The organism is Corynebacterium sp. HMSC034E11 (genome assembly GCF_001835905.1).
In the GTDB taxonomy this organism is placed as follows: domain Bacteria; phylum Actinomycetota; class Actinomycetes; order Mycobacteriales; family Mycobacteriaceae; genus Corynebacterium; species Corynebacterium coyleae.
Window position 1 is genome coordinate 38092 of sequence record NZ_KV826406.1, and the last position, 23494, is coordinate 61585.

Sequence of the window (23494 nt, forward strand, 5' to 3'; positions counted from 1 at the left end):
CGCATTGACCTTCAGACTGGCTTCAGCCTAGCCACGTTCGCTGGCGCGTGCCTGGAATTATCATCGCGGATGTCATAAATCCGTCCGGCTAATTCCCCACTCGCGCATGTCAAACGACTCCCACGCGGTGCGTTGTTCGGCTTTCGGGTCGTATTCCACACGCATGCCGTACTCAAACACCGCAGTCGCACGCCCCGGGTCGTCGCCACGCTTAAACCCGTAGCTGGGCCACTCCGTACCAGGTGTGCCGGTGTGGAAGAACGTGCCCCAGTGGTACTGCATGAGCCGGCTGACCTCTTGGAACGTGTCCCGCGGCCCGAAGCGATCCAGTTTGGAGGTCACTGTGGCAAAGGGATCGCCATAGACCGCCACAAGGTCAGCTGCGTGAATCGCGCCGAGGCCCAACTTGCGCATCGCGGCAGATGCGTAGGCGAACCGATACATATAGGTCGGCGCAACCATGCGGTGCGCGGTGGCCAGGATGACACTCGGGGCCCAGAACACGGCGTCTGCCATCAACTCCGCAAAATCGCCGCGTGCGCCGACATCGTCGTACGCCTCGATGACATCCAGCGCATTGTCCGGGTCAAACACGTTCAACGCCCGGCGCGCAGCACGTTGGCGCTGGCGGGAGGTTTGGTAGATGGCTTTGGTGAAACTGGCTTCGTCGGAGTTGGTTCCCACGATCAGTGGCACGCGGGCTTGCTCGCCGGCGTTGAACGTGTCAATGGGGTGTTGGGGCAGGCTGGCACTGTCCAGGGTGGGCATGAAGCTGATGTTGAATTGCAGCGCTTCCTTGCTGTTAAACATCAGTGATTGCCCGGCGCGCACGAGGGTTTCTGCGGGGATGTCGCGCAGCTGGTCAAGGGTGGTGTCTGGTGCGAGCCCGAGTTTCCTGATGAGGGCTTGGACCCACCTGGCGGCTTGGCGCCTCGAGTGGACGCTGGCCGGTGGCGGGGACTGCGCGATTGCGCGGTGGAACAGGCCGCGGGCATCGGGTGCGCACATGAGATGCAGCACGGCAGCACCGCCTGCCGATTCGCCCATGATGGTCACAGCATCTGGGTCGCCGCCGAAGGCTGCGATGTTGTCCCGGATCCACCGCAGGGCGAGGATCTGGTCGCGGATAGCGGGGTTGGCCACGCAGTCGTCGCCAAGCGATCGCACATCGAGGTAGCCGAGCACGCCGAGGCGGAAGTTTAAGGAGACGTAGACAATGTTCGTCGCGGCGGTGAGGCGATGACCTTGGAGGACTTTTTCGTGGCTGGCGCCGGTGACAAAAGTGCCGCCGTGGAAACAGACAACGACAGGCAAGACCTCATCAGTGTCGGGCCTGACGATGTCTAAGTTGAGGCAGTCCTCCGAACCAAGCACCGTGCCACGGATGCCGAAGGTGCCTTGCATGGCGGGTGGGCCGAAGCGTGTGCAGTCGCGCACCCCAGGCCAGGGTTGGACGGGTTTCGGTTCGCGGAACCGGTGAGTACCAGCGGTGTTGGCGCCGAATGGCACGCCACGCCAGGTGCGCATTCCGGTGTGCGGGTCGACTTGACCGCGCACGGCTCCGGCCGTTGTCTGTACGACTGGTTGGCGGCGCGCATTCATGCGTTCAAGCCTAGAGCGTTTCCGCCCGGTCTTCCCGGGATATGAAGTCGTTCTATGCTGTACCAATTACCCATCGCCAGTTCACGGCAGGAGGATAAACGTGTTCGGTAAGAAGAAATCAACGCAGATCGACGAGACGGAGCTCCGCAAGGAAATCAAGGTCGCGCTGCAGGAAAATTCAGCGCAGCTGGAAAAGGACGCGGGCAAACTCGGTCGTGTTTTCATCGGCGCGGTGGACAAGGCCGTGCGACTGCAGACCTCTGTGATCCGCGGATATGTAGATTGGTTGCGCCGCGACAACCCGGATAAGTCGCCGGCACAGATCCAGGCGATTATGGATAAGCATCTGAAAAACACCGTCACGGGCACCGGTGCCGGTGTGGGTGCCGCTGCGGCAGTACCAGGCGTTGGCCTGTTCACAGGTGCTGCTGCTGTGGCCGGCGAGTCCGCCCTCTTTCTGGATCTCGCGGCGTTTTACGCCATGTCATCGGCATATTTGCGTGGCGACGACATCTCCGACCCCGAGCACCGCCGCGCCATCGTGCTGACCACGCTGATGGGTACGAAGGGTCTAGCAATCGTGGATACGCTGCTCGGCGAAAACTCCCGCAAGCTGCCTGGCAAGGCCACCCTGTCGCGCTTTTCTGGCCCGACGCTCAATGAGACCAACAACGTGCTGCAGCGCATGGCTATGCGTTCGCTGCGTCGTTCCATGCGTCGCGCCTGGCTGGGCAAGATGCTGCCGCTCGGCCTGGGTGCGATTGCCGGTACGACGGTGAACCGCAAGCTGGCCGGCAACATCATCGATAACATTCAGCAGGCCCTCGGCCCGGTGCCGCTGCAGTTTGCCACCCCGCTCGAGCCCGAAGACACGGCCGATGAGACCGGTCGCATCAAGGGTGGCTTCAACCCGAAGGAATTCGCTGCATGGATTTTGAAGATCTTCCGCGACGGTAAGGACAGTAGCGGGAAGGACAGCAACGACAAGGAACATGAGGACCACTAGCCCACTTCTTACCCAATCGCTCAAGGCGAACCGCGCGCCTGCCGCCGTCGCGTTCGCCGCTGCCATCTTGGCGGCGCTCACCCGCGTGGCCGAGCCCGCTCTTACTGGCCAAGCGATTGATATTGCCACCGGGAATGCGGACGGTTCCGTTGCCCGCGTGGCATGGCTGATGGTGGCAGTCGCAGCGGCCACCTACGTCCTAAGCATCATCCGGCGCACCACCTCCGGTCGCCTTGCCACGACCTCGCAACACTGGTTGCGCACCAAGATCCTGCGCACACTGCACCGCCTGGACGGGCCGGGACAGGACAAGATCGTGACAGGCCAGATTGTCTCGCGCTCGATCTCGGATCTGAACATGTACCAGACGGTGCTGGACACTCTGGCGATGATGCTCACACGCATCGTGCAACTGGTAGCCACCTTGATCGTCATGCTGAGCATGGACGTCGCACTGACCGCGATGTCGCTGGCACTGTTGCCTGTGCTCCTGTGGGAGGCCAACCGGTCGCGCAAAACGCTCTACGCAGCAACGTGGGTCAACCAGCACGCCACCGCAGAACTTGCAGAGCACGTCGAACAAACCGTCTCCGGCGTGCGCGTGGTCAAGGCGTTCGGGCAGGAACAGCGCGAGATCGACCAGCTCGACAACCTTGGTCGCCACCTCTACGCGGTAAAAATGCGGGCGGCGAAACTCACCGCACGCTTCCAGCCGATGCTCTCCCAACTGCCCAAGGTGGCGCTGGTGGTCACCATCATCGCCGGCGGCATGCTCGCCATCCACGGAAGGATCTCCATCGGCCAGTTCGTCGCATTCACCGCGTACCTGACCACGATGACGTCCACCCTTTCCATGCTGACCAACCAGTACGTCCGCATGCAGATGGGTATGAGCTCCTTCGACAGGCTCGCGGACGTGCTGGCACTCGCACCTGAAGAGTCCACCGCAAACTCCACCGTGAATTCCACCGCGAATTCCACCGAAAACTTGCCTGCCGAACCCGGCCTGCACTTTAGCGACGTGCACTTTTCCACCGGCGGCCACAACGTCTTAAACGGCTTCACCCTTTCGGTCGCGCCGGGCGAGACCGTTGCAATGGTCGGCCCGCCCGGCGCGGGTAAAACCATGGCGGTGCAGCTAGCTGGCGGGTTCTACACCCCGGATACGGGCACGGTCACCGGTGGCGATGTGGTCTGTGTTTTCGACGACGCCTTCCTTTTCTCTTCCTCCGTGCGCGACAACATCGCCATGGGCGCTGCCGACAACATGTCGCCGGACGAACTTGATGCCGCGGTGCGCGACGCAGCACGTCTCGCCCTGGCAGACGAGTTCATCGAGCGCCTCCCCGACGGCTACGACACCCAAGTCGGTGAGCGCGGTCTCACCCTGTCCGGCGGCCAGCGCCAGCGCATCGCACTCGCCCGCGCGCTCATGTCAAAACCGAAGGTGCTCGTGCTTGACGACGCCACCAGCGCCATCGACTCCATCAACGAAGCCCACATCTTGGCTAACCTGCGCGACGCACTGAGTGATATTGCGGTGCTGACCGTGGCGCACCGCCAGTCCACGGTGGATCATGCGGATCGGGTAGCGGTGGTGCGCGGTGGGGTCGTCGTCAAGCAAGGGCCCCGCGACGAGGTCATGGCAACCGACGAGTATCGCGCCTCCATGGATCCCGAGTCCGAAACGCTGTACGAGGAGATTGGCGACCTGTGGCCCGAGGTGGACACCGAACCCCAGGAACGCGTGATCGTGCCGACGAGCGGGCGCGCCTCCACCATCAACGCCACCCCGGAACTGCTCGCGCGTGTGGAGCGCCTCCCGGAAGCGCGCGAACTGCCAGATCTGGCCGAGCAGACACTGACCCGCCTGCGCACCCCGTCGAGCGAATTCCACATCCGCGACATGTTCAAGGCCGTGCGCTGGCTCATCGCAGGCACCGTCGCCCTGCTGATTGTGGGCGTGCTGGCGGACTTGGCCTTCCCCACCATCGTGCGCGCCGCCGTGGACCGCGGCATTACCCCAATTAACCAGGAGAACCTGATCAACGCGGGCCTCATTGCGCTCGGTGTGGTCGCGATCGCCTGGGCCTCGGATGCACTCATGACTGTTTTGTCGTCGCGCTCCGGCGAACGCCTCCTCTACGGGCTGCGCCTGCGCTCCTACGCGCACCTGCAGCAACTGGGGTTGAGTTACTTCGAATCGCGACTGTCCGGCAAGATCATGACGCGCATGACCACGGACATCGACACCTTGTCAAGCTTCCTACAAACCGGGCTTGCCCAGGCGATTGTCGCCGTTGGCTCGCTCGTGGGCGTGATCGTTATGCTCGTTGCCACAGACGGCGAACTCACCCTCATCGCACTGACCGCCGTCCCGCTGATTGTCGCCGCTACCTGGGCGTTCAGAGTCTTCTCCAAGCGCTACTACCAGGCCTCACGCGAACAGATCTCCACGGTCAACGGCGAGTTCGCGGAACTCATCGGCGGCATCCGCACCACCCAAACCCACCGCGCGCAGACCCACTTCGAAGCGCACTTCACCGCCCTAAGCGACGAATACCGCCGCCTGCGCATGCGCTCCGTCACCCTGGTCGCGCTGTACTTCCCAGGCATGCACTTCATCTCCCAAACCATGACCGCCGTCATCGTCGGCTTTGGTGCGGGACGCATCGCCGACGGATCGCTGTCCGTCGGTGTGCTCGTCGCATTCACCATGTACCTCGGCCAGCTCTACGGCCCCATCCAGCAGCTTGGCCAAATCTTCGACTCCTGGCAGCAAGCCACCGTCAGCTTCGACCGCATCCGCGCACTGCTCGCCCAACGCACCACCGTCCCCGACACCGGCACCAACCCGGGTGCTCTCAGCGCCGCAAGAGGGCCATTGCTTTTCGACGACACCACCTTCTCCTACTCCGCCTCCACCGATACAGACGCCTCCCCCGTGATTGACCACATGGACCTGACCATCGAACCAGGTACCACCGTGGCACTCGTCGGCCCAACAGGTGCGGGCAAATCCACCGTGGTCAAACTGCTCGCCCGGTTCTACGACCCCACCTCGGGCAAGGTGCGCGCCTCCGGCACAAACATCGTGGAATTCCCGCTTGCAGACTGGCGCCGCGCACTCGCCCAGGTCCCGCAGGAGTCCTACCTGTTCCCCGGCACCGTCGCGGACAACATCGCCTACGGCACGCCGGGCGCGACCCCAGAAGAGATCGAGGCAGCGGTGAACCGCATTGGCGCGCTCGGTGTCGTCGATACGATCCCCGGCGGCTTCAACGCGCGCGTCGGTGAACGCGGCCGAGGCTTGAGTTCCGGGCAGCGCCAGATCATCGCACTCGCACGTGCGGAGATGCTCTCCCCTGCCGTGCTGCTTCTCGACGAAGCCACCGCCACCCTTGATCCCGCAACCGAACGCGCGGTACTCGACGCCGCCGACCGCGCAACCTCGGGGCGCACGTCAGTGGTCGTCGCACACCGCCTCGCAACCGCTGCGCGGGCCGACCGAATACTCGTCATCGACGAAGGACGTATCATTGAGGACGGTTGCCACGAGGACCTCCTCACCGCCGGCGGTAGGTATGCCCAAATGTGGGCTGCCAACCGCTAACGGGGGTGAAAGACGGAAACCCCGTGGACAGGAACAACCCAAGTTCGCGCCATATCAGCGCGGACGATTACAGTCAAAGAAACGTTCCGCGAAATCGAAACAGAAGGAAGGCGAGAACCTGCCGTGAGCAGCGAAAACACGTTCGGCCAGAACAGCTGGCTGGTTGACGAGATGTTCCAGCAGTACAAGGACGACCCGAACTCGGTCGACGCCGAATGGCGTGAACTGTTTGAGAAAAAGGGTGCACCGAAGACCGCTAATGGCACGTCCAACGTCACCCCTTCCCAGGCAGGTGCAAGCCAGGCGAAGACCGACCCGAAGGTGGCCCGTTCCACCGGCGCACCTTCGCAAGATGGTCGCGAGACCAAGGTCGACGAGGCCGCAGCAAAGGTTTCTAACCGCCCGCAGCGCACCCTGCCGAAGCCGAAGGCCTCCCCGCTGGACAAGATCGCACAGGTCGAGGTCGAGCCGGGCGAGTTCCAGCTCAAGGGCGCATTCCGTGCGATTGCGAAGAACATGAACGAGTCGCTTGAGGTGCCGACGGCGACGACCGTGCGCGACATGCCGGTCAAGCTCATGTTTGAGAACCGCGCGCTGATTAACGACCATCTCAAGCGCACCCGTGGCGGCAAGGTCTCCTTCACCCACATCCTCGGCTACGCCATCGTCCTGGCGACGAAGCTGCACCCGGACATGAACAAGAACTACAAGGAGGACGGCAACAAGTCCTTCGCCATCCAGCCAGAGAACGTCAACCTCGGCCTGGCTATCGACCTTCCGGGCAAGAACGGTTCCCGCTCCCTCGTCGTCGCTGCGATCAAGGAGTGCGAGAAGAAGTCCTTCTCCGAGTTCGTTGACGCATACGAGGACATCGTCGCTCGTGCACGCGACGGCAAGCTAACCATGGATGACTTCTCCGGTGTCACCATCCAGCTCACCAACCCAGGCGGCATCGGCACCCGCCACTCCATCCCGCGCCTGACCAAGGGCCAGGGCACCATCGTCGGCGTTGGCGCTATGGACTACCCGGCAGAGTTCGCCGGCGCTTCCGAGGATCGCCTCGCTGAGCTCGGCGTTGGCAAGCTGGTCACGCTGACCTCCACCTACGACCACCGCGTCATCCAGGGTGCAGAGTCCGGCGAGTTCCTGCGCGATATTTCGCAGCTGCTTATCGACGACAAGTTCTGGGACAACATCTTCCAGTCCCTGCAAATCCCGTACTCCCCGCTTCGCTGGGCACAGGATCTTCCGAACACGGGCATTAACAAGGACACCCGTGTCATGCAGCTCATCGAGGCATACCGCTCCCGCGGCCACCTCATCGCAGACACCAACCCGCTGCATTGGCACCAGCCTGGTCTGGCGAAGCCGGATTCGCGTGACCTGCTCATGGAGACCCACGGCCTGACCCTGTGGGATCTGGACCGCACCTTCCACGTCGGCGGCTTCGGCGGTAAGGAGCAGATGACCCTGCGCGAGGTTATGGCGCGCCTGCGCTCCTCCTACACCCTCAAGGTCGGCTCCGAGTACTCCCACATCTTGGACCGCGACGAGCGCGAATGGCTGCGCGACCGCGTCGAAGCAGGCATGCCGAAGCCGACCGGTGCAGAGCAGAAGTACATCCTGCAGAAGCTCAACGCCGCTGAGGCCTTTGAGAACTTCCTGCAGACGAAGTACCTCGGCCAGAAGCGCTTCTCCCTCGAGGGCGCAGAGACCCTCATCCCGCTGATGGACGCCATCATCGACACCGCTGCAGGCCAGGGCCTGGAAGAGGTTGTCATCGGCATGCCGCACCGTGGCCGCCTGAACGTCCTGTTCAACATCGTGGGCAAGCCAGTTGCAACGATCTTCAACGAGTTCGAAGGCAACATGCGCGCAGCCCAGCAGGGTGGCTCCGGCGACGTGAAGTACCACCTCGGCTTCGAGGGCGAGCACATCCAGATGTTCGGCGACGGCGAGATCAAGGTCTCCCTGGCTGCGAACCCGTCCCACCTTGAGGCAGTCGACCCGGTGCTCGTCGGTATGGCGCGCGCCAAGGAAGACCAGATCAAGGCTGCCAAGGGCCGCGAGGACCACCCGGTGGTTCCGCTCATGCTCCACGGCGACGCATCGTTCACCGGCCTGGGCATCGTCCAGGAGACCCTGAACCTGTCCCGCCTGCCGGGCTACACCGTCGGCGGCACCATCCACATCGTGGTGAACAACCAGATCGGCTTCACCACCACCCCGGATTCCGGCCGTTCCTCCTACTACGCCACCGACCTGGCCAAGGGCTTCGACTGCCCGGTGTTCCACGTCAACGGCGACGACCCGGAGGCAGCCGCATGGGTTGCGCAGCTCGCTACCGAGTACCGCCGCGAGTTTGGCAAGGACGTCTTCATCGACCTCATCTGCTACCGCCTGCGCGGCCACAACGAGGCTGATGACCCGACCGTGACCCAGCCGGTCATGTACGAGCGCATCAACAACCACCCGTCGGTGCGTACCCGCTACACCCAGGACCTCATCGGCCGTGGCGACATCACGCAGGAAGACGCAGAGAAGGCTGCACAGGACTTCCACGACCAGCTCGACGCTGTCTTCACCGACGTGAAGTCCGAGAAGGGCAAGCCGAGCGAGCAGACCGGTATTACCGATTCCCAGAAGCTCACCCGCGGCCTGGACACGAACATCTCCGAAGAGCAGTTCAAGCGCCTCGCAGACGCGTACGCCAACCTGCCGGAGGACTTCACCCCGAACAAGCGTCTGAAGTCCGTCCTGTCCAAGCGCGGCGGCTCGTTCACCGACGGCGACATCGACTGGGGCTGGGGCGAACTGCTCGCCTTCGGTTCCCTGGCTGAGCAGGGCAAGTTTGTCCGCCTCGCCGGTGAGGACTGCCAGCGCGGTACCTTCACCCAGCGTCACGCTGTGCTGTACAACCCGGACAACGCCGAGCCGTTCAACCCGCTCGACCACAACGCGCAGGAAGCCGGCAACGGCGGCCAGTTCCAGGTCTACAACTCCGCACTGACCGAGTACGCAGGCATGGGCTTCGAGTACGGCTACACCCTTGGCAACAAGGACGCGGTTGTCGCTTGGGAAGCACAGTTCGGCGACTTTGCCAACGGCGCCCAGACGATTATCGACGAGTACCTGTCCTCCTCCGAGACCAAGTGGGGCGAAGTGTCCTCCCTGATCTCCCTGCTGCCGCACGGCTACGAGGGTCAGGGTCCGGACCACTCGTCTGCTCGTATCGAGCGCTACCTGCAGCTCGTCGCGGAAGGCTCCATGACCATCGCGCAGCCGTCCACCCCGGCTAACCACTTCCACCTGCTGCGCCGTCAGGCTCTCGGCGAGATGAAGCGTCCGCTGGTCGTCTTCACCCCGAAGTCCATGCTGCGCAACAAGGCTGCAGTGTCCCAGCCGTCTGATTTCACCGAGGTCAACCGCTTCCAGTCCGTCATCGACGACCCGAACTTCGTCGAGCGCGGCAACAAGAAGATCGGCGACACCGACAAGGTGAAGACCATCATGCTGTGCTCCGGCAAGATCTACTGGGAGCTGGATAAGAAGCGTCAGAAGGACGGCCGCGACGACGTTGCGATCATCCGCGTGGAAATGCTCCACCCGATCCCGTTCAACCGCCTGTCCGATGCGTTCAAGAACTACCCGAACGCCAAGGAGATCCGCTGGGTCCAGGACGAGCCGGCAAACCAGGGCGCATGGCCGTTCTACAACGAGCACCTGCGCACCCTGATCCCGGACATGCCGGAGATGGTCCGCGTGTCCCGTCGTGCACAGTCCACCACCGCAACCGGTGTGGCCAAGGTGCACCAGCAGGAAGAAAAGCAGCTGCTTGAGGAAGCATTCGCTGACTAACCTGCACACCTAAAAACTCCGGCCCGGCTTGTGAAAAGCCGGGCCGGAGTTTTTGTTATTCGGTTATTTGGACGCAGAGTCCGGGTCGATCACATCCTCTGGGTCTGCCGGGGTGTCGTGGTGGACGTCGATGTGGGCGTATTCGATCATCCACTCCGCAATCGCATCCTCCACCGTGGCACCCTTGTCCACTTCTTCCGCCATCTCCTCGAGACGGTCAGTGGACAGCACGCGGGTGATGAAGTTCAGGCGGTTGATCTCACCGCGGTCGAAGGTGCCTTTATGGAACACCGGGATGACGTTTTGCGACAGTTCGCTCTCTCCGCACGCTTGGGCGGGTGACGGGTCGACGGTGCGCATATCCCCCGGCATGGCGGCGACAGCGGCCCCATAGACCTCGTCGGTATAGGCGCCATCGGTCACATCGCCGCCCGCTAGCTCCTTGGCGGCCTTAGGGTCCGACTCTTCGAGCAGACGCCCAGTGCACGTGACGACGAAGTCAATCGGCTGCTCACGCAACACCTCAAGCGTCGGCGCGTCATCCAGCCCCGTCACTGAGGTCACGCTCGTCGGCCGGCCTTGGCCCTTAAGTACGCGGCTGTAGATCTCCCCAAGTACGACTTGTTCGTTGGAGGCGCCGTCGATGGCGATGGCGATATCGGCCTTCTCCGGCCGCGCCTGAGTGTAGATGTTGTCCTCCGACGCGCACCCGGACAATACGAGCGCAGCCGAGCCCAAAACGGCGGCTACGGCAGTGTGGTGGTGTGCCTTCATGGTGGTTTACTCACCGATGACGTTTTCAGAGGCGGGAGTGCGACCGCCCGCTTGTGCGATCATGTCGCGGGCCTGCGGTGCAGCATCCGGCTCACACAGCACGTCGTAGCGGCCAGCCACGATGGTGGTTGCAGACGCGAAGTCGCGCTTGCCGCCGGTAAATGCATACGCCACTGCGGAGGCCACAGCGCCGAAGATCGCACCGATGACAATGGCCCACACGAACATGCTCAGGCCAGCGCCCGGAACAGAGAGCAGGGAGAGCAGCAGGCCGAAGAACAGGCCCATCCACAGACCAGACAGTGCGCCGGTGCCCAGTACCTTCGGCCAGGTGAGTCGGCCGGTGATTTTCTCTACCTGCATCAGGTCTACGCCGACGATGGAAAGTTTCTCTACAGGAAATTCCCTGTCGGACAGGTTGTCCACTGCGCGTTGCGCCTCGGCGTAGGTGGTGAAGCTGCCGACTGGCCAGCCGGTAGGCACTTCTGTTGCGCCGAGAGCCTTGTTCAACGACGGGTTCATGGGTTGAGTCATGTTGCGTAGTGTATCGGGATTCCAAAATCACCCAGGAACGGCCGTATAATTCGGTGGCAATGGCTACTGAACATCAGATTTTGGAAAGCGATGTCCACGAGGCGCTTTCGCGCGTTGAGGATCCGGAGATCGGCAAACCGATCACGGAGCTCGACATGGTGGAATCGGTCACCATCGACGGCAACGATGTTGCGGTCGGTATTTATCTCACGATCGCGGGCTGCCCGATGCGCGACACCATCGAGTCGAATGTGCGCGCTGTAGTCGAGGAGCTCGACGGCGTGGGCGACGTGAGCATCACGCTGCACACGATGAGCGACGAGCAGCGCCGTGCGCTTGCTCAGAAACTTCGTGGCGAGCAGACCGGCCCGGCTATCCCGTTCGCGGATCCGGATACGCGCACGCGCGTTATCGCGGTGGCTTCCGGCAAAGGTGGTGTGGGTAAGTCGTCGATGACGGTCAACCTGGCTACCGCGATGGCAGCCCAGGGCCTGACGGTGGGCATTGTGGATGCTGATATCTACGGCCACTCCGTGCCGGGGTTGATGGGTTCTGAAGAGCAGGGCCCCACGCTTGTCGACGAAATGATCATGCCCCCTATCGCCCACAGCGTGCGTCACATCTCGGTGGGACAGTTCGTAGAAGGCAACGCTCCTATCGTGTGGCGTGGTCCGATGCTCACCCGTGCCATCCAGCAGTTCTTGGGCGACGTGTACTGGGGCGACCTGGACGTGCTGTTTATGGATTTGCCCCCGGGAACGGGTGACGTGGCAATCACCGTCGCGCAGTTGGTGCCGAATGCGGAGCTGCTGATCATCACCACCCCGCAGGCTGCGGCAGCCGAAGTCGCGGAGCGCGCCGGCACGATCGCGCAGCAGACTGATCAGAAGATCGCCGGCGTGATCGAAAACATGTCGGGCATGACCATGCCGGACGGCACGGTACTCAACATCTTCGGCGAGGGCGGCGGCGAGCACGTCGCCGAGCGCCTGACCCAGCTGACCGACTCGGATGTGAAGCTGCTCGGCTCCGTACCCCTGGACCCGAAGCTTCGCGAGCACGGCGATACCGGCACCCCGGTTGTCATCTCCGACCCGGAGTCGCCGGCGGCCAAGGCGGTGCTTGAGATCGTCGACAAGCTAAAGGTGCGCCCGAACTCACTGGCAGGCAAGAGCCTGAACCCGCAGGTTAAATAACGTCCTCCCAGGAAAAGCCTTTGCGCTCCGGCTGCGAATCCCGCGGCTCGGGGCGCATTTGTTGTTGCGGCGGCGCCTGTGGTGGTGTCTTCGGCGCTGGAGGCTCGCTGGGGTCGTCGTCTTCGAACAACACCTTCGCCATCGCACGCTTCGGCCCCATCGCCGCATAGCGCGAGACAGTATCGATCGGCTTCTTAAACTCCTCGAACTCCCCCAGTTCACCATTGAGTTCCGCCTTGGCGTTGTTGATCGCCTTCTTCGCAGCGTAAATCGCCGCGCGCACATCCTCTACGACAGAAGGCAGGCGTTCGGGCCCGATCACGATCAACCCGATGATCAGGATGAAGAAAATCTCGCCCCAACCGATGCTAGAAAACACCTAACTCACCTTACTCACGGTGCGTCAGCGAGCGAATCGCAGACTCCACTCGGCTCCGGATCCCCTTGGGGGTTTCGGGGGTGTCGGTCACGTCTTCGTCGCAAAGCATCGCCAGTCGCTCCACAAGCGACGCCGGGGCGTGCATGTCGGAGGAATTACACACCTGCAGACGCTGCGACGTCCCCCGCTGCGCCTGAACTTCCTCACAACACTCCCCACACAACCGCAGGTGCCGCTCGGCGCGCACGGTGGCAGCCTTGGACAACTCGCCGTCCACATAGGCGGCAATCGCCTCCGGATTGAGATGATCGGTGGAGTTAAACCTGGTCACGGCGCCGACTCCTTCCCTGCTACCGGGCGCGGATAAGTTCCTTCGCGGCGGCGCTGTGGAGGGCTTGCTTCTCCAACGACTCGCGCATCTGCGTGCGACCGCGGTGGATACGCGATCGTACAGTACCCATCTTCACTCCGAGGGTTTCAGCGATCTCCTCGTAGCTCATCCCCACCACATCACACAGGACCACGGCCACGCGGAACTCCGGCTTCAAATCGTCCAACGCCTTCTGCAACGCAGGGTCCAGGTTGGTCACGGAGTACGCATCTTCCGGAGTCATGTCGGTGCCGGGCACGCGCTCGTAATCCTCGGGCAGCGCCTCCATGCGGATCTTGGCGCGACGACGCACCATGTCCAAAAACAGGTTCGTGGTGATGCGGTGCAGCCAACCCTCGAACGTTCCAGGCTGGTACTGCTTCACGTTGCGGAACACACGCATAAACGTCTCTTGCGTGAGATCTTCCGCGTCGTGCTGATTACCGGAGAGACGAAACGCTAGGCGGTAGACACTGTCGGCATGTTCTTTCACCAGTTCAGACCAGGTCGGCATTGCTGCCTGGCCTGCGTCAAACGCTGCGGTACCGGTGAGTGGAACGTCAGTGCTCATGCGCAATAGTTTCGCAGACTCACTGCCCCAAAGCCAGCCAACCAGTTAACAGAATCCTGTGAACGCAACACGGCTATGATGTGGCGTGTGAGTGAGACCGCATTTACCCAGATGAACTCGTACCTCGCCGCCCGTTCCACCGAAGGCGGCCACCTTTCCAACCAGGTTGCGGAAGCTTTGCGCGCAGCGCGCGAGGACGCTGCCGAAAACGGCACCCCGGCACCCAGCCCGGTGGTCGGCGACCTGTTGACGGTGCTCGCGGCGGCAACCCCGAACGCATCCCAGGGTGCGGTTGCGGTGACCCCGGCCGCCGGTGTTGTGGGCTTGCACCTGCTCGCAGGCCTGCCGGAGAAGGCCACAATGACCTGCATCGAGCCGGAAGCCGCACTGCAGGCCGGCGCGAAGGAAGCGGTGCGCAACGCAGGGTTTAGCCCGTCGCGTGTACGTTTCCTCACCGCACGTCCCCTCGAAGTAATGGGGCGCTTGGCTAACGACGCCTACCAGATCGTCTACGCAGACGTCTCCCCCGTCGAACTGCGCCCGCTCATCGAGGCCGCCTGGCCGTTGCTGGCCCCGGGCGGCACGTTGGTGCTTGCAGGTTCGCTTCTCGACGGCACCGTGGCCGACCCCACCCGCCGCGACCGCGAAACAGAGGCCGCCCGTGAGGCGGATGAGTTCGTCGATACGCTGACAGCCGAGCGCGGCGCCGCGGTGGCGCGTCTGCCGCTTGACGGCGGCCTGACGCTGATCACCAAAATCGGCTAAACAACTTCGCTCTTACCGACGACGACAACACCGCCGTCGGACACCGTGAACCGCTCGCGGTCGCGCTCCGTATTCACACCGACCGTCTCCCCATCGGAGACGTAAACGTTCTTGTCCAGGATGCAGTGGCGCACCACCGCGCCCTTGCCCACGCGCACACCCGGCATGAGCACAGAGCCCTCCACCGTCGCGCCTTCTTCGATGCGCACGTCGGTGGACAGCACCGAGTTACGCACCGTCGCACCGGAAATGATCGAGCCGGACGCCACAATGGACTCCTGCGCAATACCACCGAGGACGAACTTTGCCGGGGGCAGGTTGTCGTCGTCAGTCGCGTGGATCGGCCACGCCTTGTTGTACAGGTTGAACACCGGGTGCGAGGAAATCAGATCCATGTGGGCCTCGTAGAACGAATCAATCGTGCCCACATCACGCCAGTAACCCCGGTCGCGGTCCGTGGCACCCGGCACCCCGTTGTTGGAAAAGTCATACACGTTCGCCTCGCCCTGCGCGACGAAGTACGGGATGATGTCGCCGCCCATGTCGTGGCTGGAATCCTCGTTCTGCTCGTCCTCCAGCAGCGCCTGGATTAGCGCCTCGGTAGAGAAGCAATAGTTGCCCATCGATGCGAACGTCATCTCCGGATCGTCCGGGGTACCCGGTGGGTCGGCCGGCTTTTCCAAAAACTCGGTGATCGTGCCGTCATCGTCGGCCTGGATGCAACCGAACGCGCTCGCCTCCGCACGCGGCACGCGAATGCCTGCCACGGTGGCGGCCTTGCCCGACGCAATGTGATCTTCGACCATCTGCGACGGATCCATCCGGTAGACGTGGTCCGCGCCAAAGACCAAGACGTAGTCAGGCATGTCGTCGTAAATGAGATTCAGCGACTGCACAATCGCATCCGCCGACCCGTTGTACCAACGCTTGCCGCGACGCTGCTGCGCCGGCACCGACGCAATGTACTGCTGTGTTGGGCCAGAAATGTTCCACGCCGTAGCCACATGGCGGTCCAGAGAGTGCGACTTGTACTGCGTCAACACCGCAATGCGCATATAGCCGGCGTTGACCAAATTCGACAGCACAAAATCGATCAAACGGTAATTACCGCCGAACGGAACGGCAGGTTTAGCACGGTCAGCCGTCAGGGGAAACAGGCGCTTGCCTTCCCCGCCGGCCAGGACAATGGCGAGAACTCGAGGCTGGCTTTTCATAACCGCAAGGCTAATGCCAATTCCAGGCTCGTGCAGGGATTCCGCAACGTCAGTAGGCTCGGCGGACATGAAGGTAGGAATGCTCACGCGCGAATACCCGCCGGAGGTCTACGGCGGCGCCGGGGTGCACGTCACAGAACTCACGCGGTTCATGCGCGAATTCGCCGACGTCGACGTCCATTGCATGGGCGCCCCACGCGACGCCGCAGGTGTATACGTCCACGGCGTCGACCCCGCACTCGAGGGGGCCAATAGCGCGATCAAAACCCTGTCCACAGGCCTGCGCATGGCCGATGCCGCAGCCGGGCTCGACGTGGTGCACTCGCACACGTGGTACGCGGGCCTCGGCGGCCACCTCGCCGGGCTGCTCCACGAGATCCCCCACGTGGTCACCGCCCACTCGCTGGAGCCGGACCGCCCGTGGAAGCGCGAGCAGCTCGGCGGCGGCTACAACGTGTCGTCCTGGTCGGAGAAAAACGCGATGGAAAACGCCGACGCGGTCATCGCCGTATCTGCCGGAATGAAAGATGCCATTTTGCGCGCCTACCCGCGTATCGACGACTCCCGCGTCCACGTCGTCCTCAACGGCATCGACCCCGCCAACTGGTACCCGGACACCGGCACCATCGCCGAAGAACTCGGAGTAGACACCTCGCGGCCGGTCGTCGCGTTTGTCGGGCGCATCACCCGCCAAAAAGGTGTCGCCCACCTGCTCAAAGCAGCACAGCTTTTCGACGACGACGTCCAGCTCATCCTCTGCGCCGGCGCCCCCGACACCGAGGAGATTGCTGCTGAGACGCGTGGGCTCGTCGAAAAGCTACAAGCGCAGCGTGACGGCGTGTTCTGGGTCCAAGACATGCTGCCCGCCGAAAAAGTACGCCAGGTCTACACCATCGCCGACGTCTTCGTCTGCCCATCCGTCTACGAACCGCTGGGCATCGTGAACCTGGAGGCCATGGCGTGCGGCACCGCGGTGGTAGCCTCGCGCGTCGGCGGCATCCCCGAAGTCGTCGTCGACGGCGAAACCGGCGTGCTTGTGGACTACACGCCCGACGACACCACCGACTTCGAACAACGCCTCGCCGAGGCGGTCAACGCTGTCGCCGGCGACAAAAACCGCGCCGCCACCATGGGCAGCGCCGGACTCACCCGAGCCAAAGAATCCTTCTCCTGGCGCACAATCGCGAAACAAACCGTAGACATCTACAAGGGGTTGATCTGATGACGGTCTACCGTCCCGAACTACACGTCACCGCAGAACGCGGCATTCTCGAAGGCCCAGCTGGCGTATTCCGCATCGGCAGCCGCGAGAACCGCCTGTGGCACATGTTCTACCAGTACCGCCCAACCCCCGACACCCCGAGCCGCTGGGGCCACGAAGTCAGCGAAGACGACGCATTCAACTGGCTCGACTGCAACGACGTCATCGTCCCCTCCGGCGACGAAACCAACATCCGCGCAGGATCCGTCACCTCCGCGGGCGACGGCGTCAACCTGTACTTCTCCTCCGAAACCCCGGCAGGAAACACCATCCAGATCGCCCACGTTGCGCACGTGGACAGGCTTTACGACGACCTCGACGCCGAAGACGCTGACGCTGACGACACTGACGTCTCCGATGCCGCCGAGCGCACCGGCACCGCAGTCGACGACACCGCCGGCGACACCAACTTCCGCTCGCCTTGCGTCGTACCCGCCTGGGACACGGAAGCCGACCGCGACCAAGGCCACGACGGCTGGCTTATGCTCGCCGTGACCGGGCCTGTCACCGACCCCAAGCCGGTCGTCCTCACCTCCCCCGACGGCCGAGACTGGGAGCTGCAAGGCCCGCTCGAGTTCAATGGCGACACCGGCATCACCCTCGATGCCTCCCTCGTCGCCCCACGCATCGTGCGCCTGCGCGACGAAGTCGACGGCGAAATCCGCGACGTCCTGTTCATCACCCTCGAACGCGACGGCAAAGACACCGCCGTCTACGCCGTGGGCCGGCTGCGGGGCAACGTCTTCGACATCACCACGCCGTTTACGCTTCTCGACTACGGCCACGACTTCACCCGCCCACGCAACACCAACTACCCGCTGGACGAAACCACTGCGGAAAACCGCTACGAGCGCGCCTACCTGTTCGGGTTCATGACCAACACCGACCGCGCCGGCGACCCCACCCTCGAACCCAACTGGGCCACCGAAGGCTGGGCCAACGCCCTCACCCTCCCGCGCCGCGCCACCCTGCAGGGCGGCCGCCTCTTCCAAGTGCCAGCACCAGGCCTGCCAGACGCCGTCAGCGCCACCGACCGCGCCCGCATGTGGGCCGGCCTGTGCGAAATCCCCGCAGGCTCCCAAGTCACACTCGAAGTGCTCGACGGCAACAACGAACCTGCTGCGGTGATCACCCACGACGGCGAACACATCACCCTCGACCGCTTCGACGGCTCCCCCGCAACCGCACCGCTTCACGACGACGACGAAGACAACGTCACCGTCATCGTCGACGGCTGCACCCTCGAGGTCTACGCCGGCGGCGGCAGCGTTGTCATGTCGTCGCGCATCTGGCCCGAAGGCGGCTGCAACGGCATCCGCAGCCGCGCCACCGGCGAAGCATCCATCAGCGGCGAGTGGCGCCGCGGATACCCCGCCCGCTTCTAAGCCAGCCGGCGCGTGAGCCGGCACATGAGCTAGGCACAGCAAGAAGGCCCGCATCACGCGGGCCTTCTCCGTTTCTTTAGCGCGTCGTGAGCGAAGCGCCGGCGCGCTACTTCTTGCGCAGGCGGATCAACTGGGCGCGGGCGGTGACCTCCATCTGCTCCGGGAGGTCCTCGAGTCGCGCGTGCAGCACGTCCTTATCCAGGTGACGCGCCGACGGGCTCATGCCCACCTGCGCGGCAATCGCGTCGCGGCCAAGGTTCATCGGGAACGAGATCAACTCCGGATCGGCCACAGGGGTCAGCCACTGCGCCGACTGCTCGATCAGTCGCGCCACCTTGCCGTCCTCCACGCCGAGGATACCCAGCGGCTCGCGCAGCTCATCGAGGTGGCCTTGGTCGGCGACGAGGATGACGGCCTCGCCGTCGTCGCTAAGCACACGCGCAAACTCCGCAGGATTGCGCGGCGCGAACACCACGGTCACCACATCAACCGCTCCCGTGCGGATAGGCAGCTGCTCCCACACATCCGCCACAATCGCACCCAAACGCGGATGCGCCTTAGCCAAATGCTTCGCAGCAGGCACCGAAATATCCAACCCCACGCCACGCGCGCCATCAATTAGGTCCAGCGTGTGCGCGAGGTAGTAGCCGGTTCCGGCACCGGCCTCCAGAATCACCGGATCCCGATCGCCCGCGGAATGCTCCACAACATCCGCCACACGATCCGACACCGCCTCCACAAACGGCGCGAAATGGCCATTCGACAGGAACGTTTCGCGGGAGTTAATCATCTCCAGCGAATCGCCCTCATGATTCAGCCCGCGCCCCGACGCGAGCGTGACATAACCCTGTTTGGCTACGTCATAAGAATGCCCCGATTCGGAGACGAGACGACCAAAATCGTCCTCGCCCCGAAGCGGGGTCAGGTCTACCGGGTCCGCGAGTACATCCACGATCTCGTTGAGCATGTGGTGATACTACCGCGTTTGACCGGAACTACTCTCCAGCAGCCTCCGTGAGCAAGCGGCCAAGTTCGCCAGCCTCTTCCTTGCTCAGTTCAATGACGAGGCGTCCGCCACCGTCAGACGGGATACGCATGACGATCTTGCGCGACTCCTCCACCGCTTCCATCGGGCCACTACCGGTACGCGGCTTCATTGCTGCCATCGTCAACACTCCTTATTGCTTTGTTTCCGAAACGTGTTCTTCCGGAGATTCTACCCGTGTTTCCGGCGCAAGGTTGCCGCCCGCCAACTGTTCGATGAGCGCATCGACCTGATCCATGCGGTAACCGCGGTGCACAACCTCGAGCTGAATGTCGCCGAAGTTGCCTTCTTCCACCGCGCGGCGGTTGGCTTCCTTCACCTCTTCGCTCGGCGGCATGGGCGGCAGGGCCTCGCCGCGGCCGAAGACGGTAGCGAACAGTTTCAGGCCAATGATGCTCAGCAGTGCGAGCACCAGGATGAGGATGATCCAGGAAAGCATGCGGGTTAGTTTAGCTGTCGGCCCAGGCGGGGCGCTCGCTGACCTCGACGGGGAATTTTCCTGCGCGCGCGAGAATTGTCTTTGCGACGACATCAGCCATACCAGCAAGTTCATGCAGCGGCCTATTGCGGTGGGTACGGGGGCTCAGTTGCGCTTGCTGGATGGCTTTTGGGCCGTGGGCGCGGGCGACGTCGATGAGCAAGCCCGCTTCCACGCCGTAGCCTGCGACGAACGGCAGGGAAAGCGCGGTTGAGCGCCGGATGGCGTATTCGCCGGCGAGCGGCTGGTCCACGGCGATCTCCGGGAAGAGGGCGCGCAGGAGGGGTTTCGCGGTCAATTCGGTGACGCGACCCCCGGCGCCTTCGCGGGTGTAGGAGGCTTTGACGAGGTGGACGGTGTCGTCGATAAATGGCTCGGCGAGCGCGTCGACCCACCAGGGTTCGAGTGAGGTCACGTCGGCGTCGACGAAGACCACCACGTCGCCGCATGCGGCTTTCACGCCGCGCCACAGCGCCTCGCCCTTGCCGGGCCAGGGTGTGCGTGGGTCGACGTCGCGCCAGTTCACCACGGTTGCCCCGGCTGCGGCGGCGCGCTCGGCGGTGCGGTCGGTGGAGTCTGAGTCGATGACGATGACTTCGTCCGCTGACGAAGCCACACACTTTTCGACGACCCCACCCACCGTCGCCTCCTCATCCAGCGCAGGAATCACCACACTGATTCGTACATCGGTGCGCATGCCGGCGAGCGTGTCGGCACTCACGCGAGCCCCCGCACGGTTGCCAGCGGTGCCGCGGTGCCCTGGATCGCCTCGATCATGCGGATGACGTCGATCGTCGCCTCGACCTCATGGACGCGAAACGCCGCCACCCCGCGCGCGGCCGCCCACGCGGTTGCTGCGAGGGTGCCGGGCACGCGCTGGGTGATGTCGGCACCGTTGAGGCCACGCCCGACGGTCTCGCCCACGAAATCCTTGTTGGACAGGGCCATGAGGACGGGCCAGCCGGTGGCGACGATTTCGTCGATACGCCGCAGGATCTCCAGCCCGTGGTAGGTGTTTTTGCCGAAGTCGTGCGTGGGGTCAATGAAGATCGCCTCCTCCGGCACGCCGAGGGAGACGGCGCGCTCGGCCAAGGCGGTGGTTTCCGCAATCACGTCGGCGACCACGTCGTCGTAGTGCACCCGGTGCGGGCGCGTGCGCGGCGTGACCCCGCCGGTGTGCGAGCACACGTACCCCACGCGGTGGGCGCCTGCCACCTCAACCAACTCGGGGTCGAAGCCGGCCCACGTGTCGTTAATCAGGTCCGCGCCGGCTGCGATCGCCTCCTCGGCCACCGCGGCGCGCCAGGTGTCCACGCTCACCGTCACGTCCGGGTGGTGCTCACGCACCCCGGCAATAAGCGGCACGACACGGTCAATCTCCTCGGCAACGGACACGTCGTCGCCCGGGCCTGCCTTCACGCCGCCGATGTCGATGATGCTGGCCCCGGCGGAAACGGCGTCGTCGACACGCAAAAGCGCCTTCTCAATCGCGAACGTCGCACCCTTGTCATAAAACGAGTCGGGCGTGCGGTTCACGATCGCCATGACCTCACTCATCGCGCAGGCGCTCGTCCGTCATCACCTTGTGGGCCTCCACAATGTGCGCCACGGCCTCCTCCACCGAATCGGTAACCAGGTACAACTTCTCATCCCCCGGCGAAATCAACCCGCGGCCGAGCAACTGCTGCTCAATCCAATCCACGAGCCCGGACCAAAACTCAGTGCCCATCAGCACGATCGGGAAGTTGGTCACCTTGCCGGTCTGCACCATGCACAGCACCTCGAAGACCTCGTCCATCGTGCCGAAACCGCCGGGCAGCGAAATAAACGCCTGCGAGTACTTCAAAAACATCGTCTTGCGGGCGAAGAAGTACCGGAAATTCAGACCCAGATCCACCCAGTCGTTCAGGCCCTGCTCAAACGGCAACTCGATGCCCAAACCGACCGACAAACCATCCGCGTTGTGAGCACCCCGGTTCGGCCCCTCCATCAAACCCGGACCGCCACCGGTGATCACGGCGTAGCCCGCCTCCACCAGCGCGCGGCCGACCTCGTAGGACAACTGGTACTCAGGCGTGCCCTCACCAAGCCGCGCCGAGCCAAACACCGTCACAGCCTTCGGCAACTCCGACAACGCATCAAACCCAGCCACAAACTCCGACTGGATCCGCATCACACGCCACGGATCCTGGTGCTTCCAATACCCATCAGACTGCCCCATGGACTCCAACAAACGCTGATCATAGGTCGTGGCCTGCTCAGCCTCATTGCGCAGCGCCATCGGCCCACGCAACTTCCGGTCGCGGTCCGGGCGGGGGAAATTCAACGGAGCCATATCTCTTACTCGCTTTCAGCACTCAGGTAATCGAGCAACTGCGCTGCCACCTGACGAATCTCATCGACCGGGCACTGCTCGTCCTTCTTGTGGGCAAACCCCGGATCGCCAGGCCCGAAGTTCACCGCAGGAACACCCAGGCTAGAAAAGCGCGCCACATCCGTCCACCCAAACTTGGCGCGGAAGTTCCCGCCCACAGCCTTGACCAGCCCAGCCGCCACCGGGTCCCCCAGGCCAGGCAAAGCCCCCGGCGCGACGTCGTCGTAAATAAGCTCGAGGCCCTCCTCCAGCGCGAGGGTCTCTTCCAAGTGCGCCTTCGCGTCCTCGACGCTGCGATCCGGCGCGTAGCGGAGATTCACGATCAGTCGCGCGTGATCCGGGATCGTATTCGTCGCCACGAAGCCCTCCAGCCCGACGACGTTTAAACCCTCGCGGTACTCGCAGTCGTCGATAAGCACAGTGCGCGGCTCATACGCCGCGATCCGAGTGAGCACACCCGCAAGATCATGCGCCGCATTATGACCCAACCAGGAACGCGCCGAATGCGCACGCGTGCCATGCGCATCCACAAACACGCGGATCGTGCCCTGACAACCAGCCTCAATGATCGCACCCGACGGCTCGCCCAACAACGCAATATCGCCCTGCAGCAACTCCGGATGATCACGCTCAAGGTGGTACAAGCCATTGAACTCCTGCGCCACCTCCTCGCCCTCATAAGCGATCAGCGTCAAATCATGCGCCGCCTTCCCCGGCTGCGCCAACGTGGCAAACGCATGCAAATAACACGCCAACCCCGACTTCATATCCACTGAGCCACAGCCGTGCAAAATACCGTCCGCGAGCCGATGCGGCGTGTTATCAGCCAGCGGCACCGTATCAATATGGCCCGCCAACACCACCCGCGAATCCAACCCGAAATTCGTACGCGCCACCACGGTATTACCGAAGCGCTGCACCTCCGCATGCTCAAGGCCACGCAACGCAGCCTCAACGGCGTCCGCGATCGCCTCCTCATGGTGCGACGGCGACTCAATATCCACCAACGCAGCCGACAAAACAACAGGGTCCGCAAAAAGATCTAAGGAAGTCACACCGCGATCCTACG

The 23494-nt window shown here is 63.4% G+C and carries 21 protein-coding genes; 7 read left to right on the forward strand and 14 right to left on the reverse strand.

The annotated features are described in order from the left end of the window. Positions 1–72 precede the first annotated feature (72 nt). Positions 73–1602: a carboxylesterase/lipase family protein gene (locus HMPREF2690_RS07400; protein ID WP_070569823.1), complete on the reverse strand. Its 1530-nt coding sequence runs from the start codon at positions 1600–1602 to the stop codon at positions 73–75. Positions 1603–1702: 100 nt separating this feature from the next. On the opposite strand from HMPREF2690_RS07400, the gene HMPREF2690_RS07405 reads away from it, so the two are divergent. The 3 genes from HMPREF2690_RS07405 (at position 1703) to HMPREF2690_RS07415 (ending at position 10079) form a co-directional block, all read left to right on the forward strand. Further along, positions 1703–2608 carry a hypothetical protein gene (locus tag HMPREF2690_RS07405; protein WP_070820543.1) on the forward strand — a complete coding sequence of 302 codons (906 nt, stop codon included), beginning with the start codon at positions 1703–1705 and terminating at the stop codon, positions 2606–2608. Then, on the forward strand, positions 2595–6221 hold the full coding sequence (locus HMPREF2690_RS07410) for an ABC transporter ATP-binding protein (protein ID WP_070820544.1): 3627 nt from the start codon (positions 2595–2597) through the stop codon (positions 6219–6221). Before HMPREF2690_RS07405 ends, HMPREF2690_RS07410 begins: the two co-directional genes overlap by 14 nt. A 123-nt stretch (positions 6222–6344) precedes the next feature. Beyond that, the gene (locus HMPREF2690_RS07415) at positions 6345–10079 is read left to right on the forward strand and encodes a multifunctional oxoglutarate decarboxylase/oxoglutarate dehydrogenase thiamine pyrophosphate-binding subunit/dihydrolipoyllysine-residue succinyltransferase subunit (protein ID WP_070820545.1); all 3735 of its coding nucleotides are present in this window, start codon (positions 6345–6347) and stop codon (positions 10077–10079) included. A 63-nt stretch (positions 10080–10142) separates the two neighbouring features. On the opposite strand, the gene HMPREF2690_RS07420 is transcribed toward HMPREF2690_RS07415, so the two are convergent. Beyond that, positions 10143–10853: a type 2 periplasmic-binding domain-containing protein gene (locus HMPREF2690_RS07420; protein ID WP_070820546.1), complete on the reverse strand. Its 711-nt coding sequence runs from the start codon at positions 10851–10853 to the stop codon at positions 10143–10145. 6 nt (positions 10854–10859) lie between these two features. Then, positions 10860–11387, reverse strand: a complete 528-nt coding sequence (locus HMPREF2690_RS07425; RefSeq protein ID WP_070820547.1) for a YflT domain-containing protein — start codon at positions 11385–11387, stop codon at positions 10860–10862. 59 nt (positions 11388–11446) lie between these two features. On the opposite strand from HMPREF2690_RS07425, the gene HMPREF2690_RS07430 reads away from it, so the two are divergent. Next, positions 11447–12583 (forward strand): Mrp/NBP35 family ATP-binding protein, encoded by a 1137-nt coding sequence (locus HMPREF2690_RS07430; protein WP_070820548.1) that lies wholly within the window; start codon positions 11447–11449, stop codon positions 12581–12583. On the opposite strand, the gene tatB is transcribed toward HMPREF2690_RS07430, so the two are convergent. Genes tatB through sigE form a run of 3 tightly spaced genes read right to left on the reverse strand, consistent with a single transcriptional unit; the run spans position 12576 to position 13903 of the window. Next, positions 12576–12962: a Sec-independent protein translocase protein TatB gene (gene tatB / locus HMPREF2690_RS07435; RefSeq protein WP_070421791.1), complete on the reverse strand. Its 387-nt coding sequence runs from the start codon at positions 12960–12962 to the stop codon at positions 12576–12578. The genes HMPREF2690_RS07430 and tatB overlap by 8 nt on opposite strands. A 10-nt stretch (positions 12963–12972) precedes the next feature. Continuing rightward, entirely contained in the window at positions 12973–13293 is a 321-nt protein-coding gene (locus tag HMPREF2690_RS12495) for an anti-sigma factor family protein (protein ID WP_070453058.1), read from the reverse strand. A gap of 19 nt (positions 13294–13312) precedes the next feature. Further along, positions 13313–13903 carry an RNA polymerase sigma factor SigE gene (gene sigE, locus HMPREF2690_RS07445; protein WP_070820549.1) on the reverse strand — a complete coding sequence of 197 codons (591 nt, stop codon included), beginning with the start codon at positions 13901–13903 and terminating at the stop codon, positions 13313–13315. A 111-nt stretch (positions 13904–14014) separates the two neighbouring features. Between sigE and HMPREF2690_RS07450 the strand changes: the two genes are divergently transcribed. Then, positions 14015–14668, forward strand: coding sequence for an O-methyltransferase (locus tag HMPREF2690_RS07450; RefSeq protein WP_070421859.1), 654 nt, complete (start codon positions 14015–14017; stop codon positions 14666–14668). Here the strand turns inward: HMPREF2690_RS07450 and glgC are convergent. Beyond that, positions 14665–15882: a glucose-1-phosphate adenylyltransferase gene (gene glgC, locus HMPREF2690_RS07455; RefSeq protein ID WP_070421858.1), complete on the reverse strand. Its 1218-nt coding sequence runs from the start codon at positions 15880–15882 to the stop codon at positions 14665–14667. The genes HMPREF2690_RS07450 and glgC overlap by 4 nt on opposite strands. Before the next feature lie 67 nt (positions 15883–15949). On the opposite strand from glgC, the gene glgA reads away from it, so the two are divergent. Beyond that, a complete protein-coding gene (gene glgA / locus HMPREF2690_RS07460; RefSeq protein ID WP_070820550.1) occupies positions 15950–17104 on the forward strand; it encodes a glycogen synthase in 1155 nt (384 codons plus the stop codon). Next, the gene (locus tag HMPREF2690_RS07465; RefSeq protein ID WP_070820551.1) at positions 17104–18528 is read left to right on the forward strand and encodes a GH32 C-terminal domain-containing protein; all 1425 of its coding nucleotides are present in this window, start codon (positions 17104–17106) and stop codon (positions 18526–18528) included. Before glgA ends, HMPREF2690_RS07465 begins: the two co-directional genes overlap by 1 nt. Before the next feature lie 106 nt (positions 18529–18634). On the opposite strand, the gene HMPREF2690_RS07470 is transcribed toward HMPREF2690_RS07465, so the two are convergent. From HMPREF2690_RS07470 to dapE, 7 genes are read right to left on the reverse strand one after another with little or no spacing between them, the layout of a single operon-like run. Continuing rightward, the gene (locus tag HMPREF2690_RS07470; protein ID WP_070820552.1) at positions 18635–19495 is read right to left on the reverse strand and encodes a methyltransferase domain-containing protein; all 861 of its coding nucleotides are present in this window, start codon (positions 19493–19495) and stop codon (positions 18635–18637) included. Positions 19496–19523: 28 nt separating this feature from the next. Next, complete coding sequence (locus HMPREF2690_RS07475) at positions 19524–19694, reverse strand: DUF3117 domain-containing protein (RefSeq protein WP_070421785.1); 171 nt, start codon at positions 19692–19694, stop codon at positions 19524–19526. A gap of 12 nt (positions 19695–19706) precedes the next feature. Next, positions 19707–20012 (reverse strand): hypothetical protein, encoded by a 306-nt coding sequence (locus HMPREF2690_RS07480; RefSeq protein WP_070615215.1) that lies wholly within the window; start codon positions 20010–20012, stop codon positions 19707–19709. Positions 20013–20022: 10 nt separating this feature from the next. Then, positions 20023–20772, reverse strand: coding sequence for a glucosyl-3-phosphoglycerate synthase (locus tag HMPREF2690_RS07485; protein WP_256380952.1), 750 nt, complete (start codon positions 20770–20772; stop codon positions 20023–20025). After that, positions 20769–21608, reverse strand: coding sequence for a dihydropteroate synthase (gene folP, locus HMPREF2690_RS07490; protein WP_246819527.1), 840 nt, complete (start codon positions 21606–21608; stop codon positions 20769–20771). Before folP ends, HMPREF2690_RS07485 begins: the two co-directional genes overlap by 4 nt. Continuing rightward, on the reverse strand, positions 21601–22386 hold the full coding sequence (locus HMPREF2690_RS07495; protein ID WP_070820553.1) for an LOG family protein: 786 nt from the start codon (positions 22384–22386) through the stop codon (positions 21601–21603). Before HMPREF2690_RS07495 ends, folP begins: the two co-directional genes overlap by 8 nt. A gap of 5 nt (positions 22387–22391) precedes the next feature. Continuing rightward, positions 22392–23480 carry a succinyl-diaminopimelate desuccinylase gene (dapE, locus tag HMPREF2690_RS07500; protein WP_070820554.1) on the reverse strand — a complete coding sequence of 363 codons (1089 nt, stop codon included), beginning with the start codon at positions 23478–23480 and terminating at the stop codon, positions 22392–22394. Positions 23481–23494: the final 14 nt, after the last annotated feature.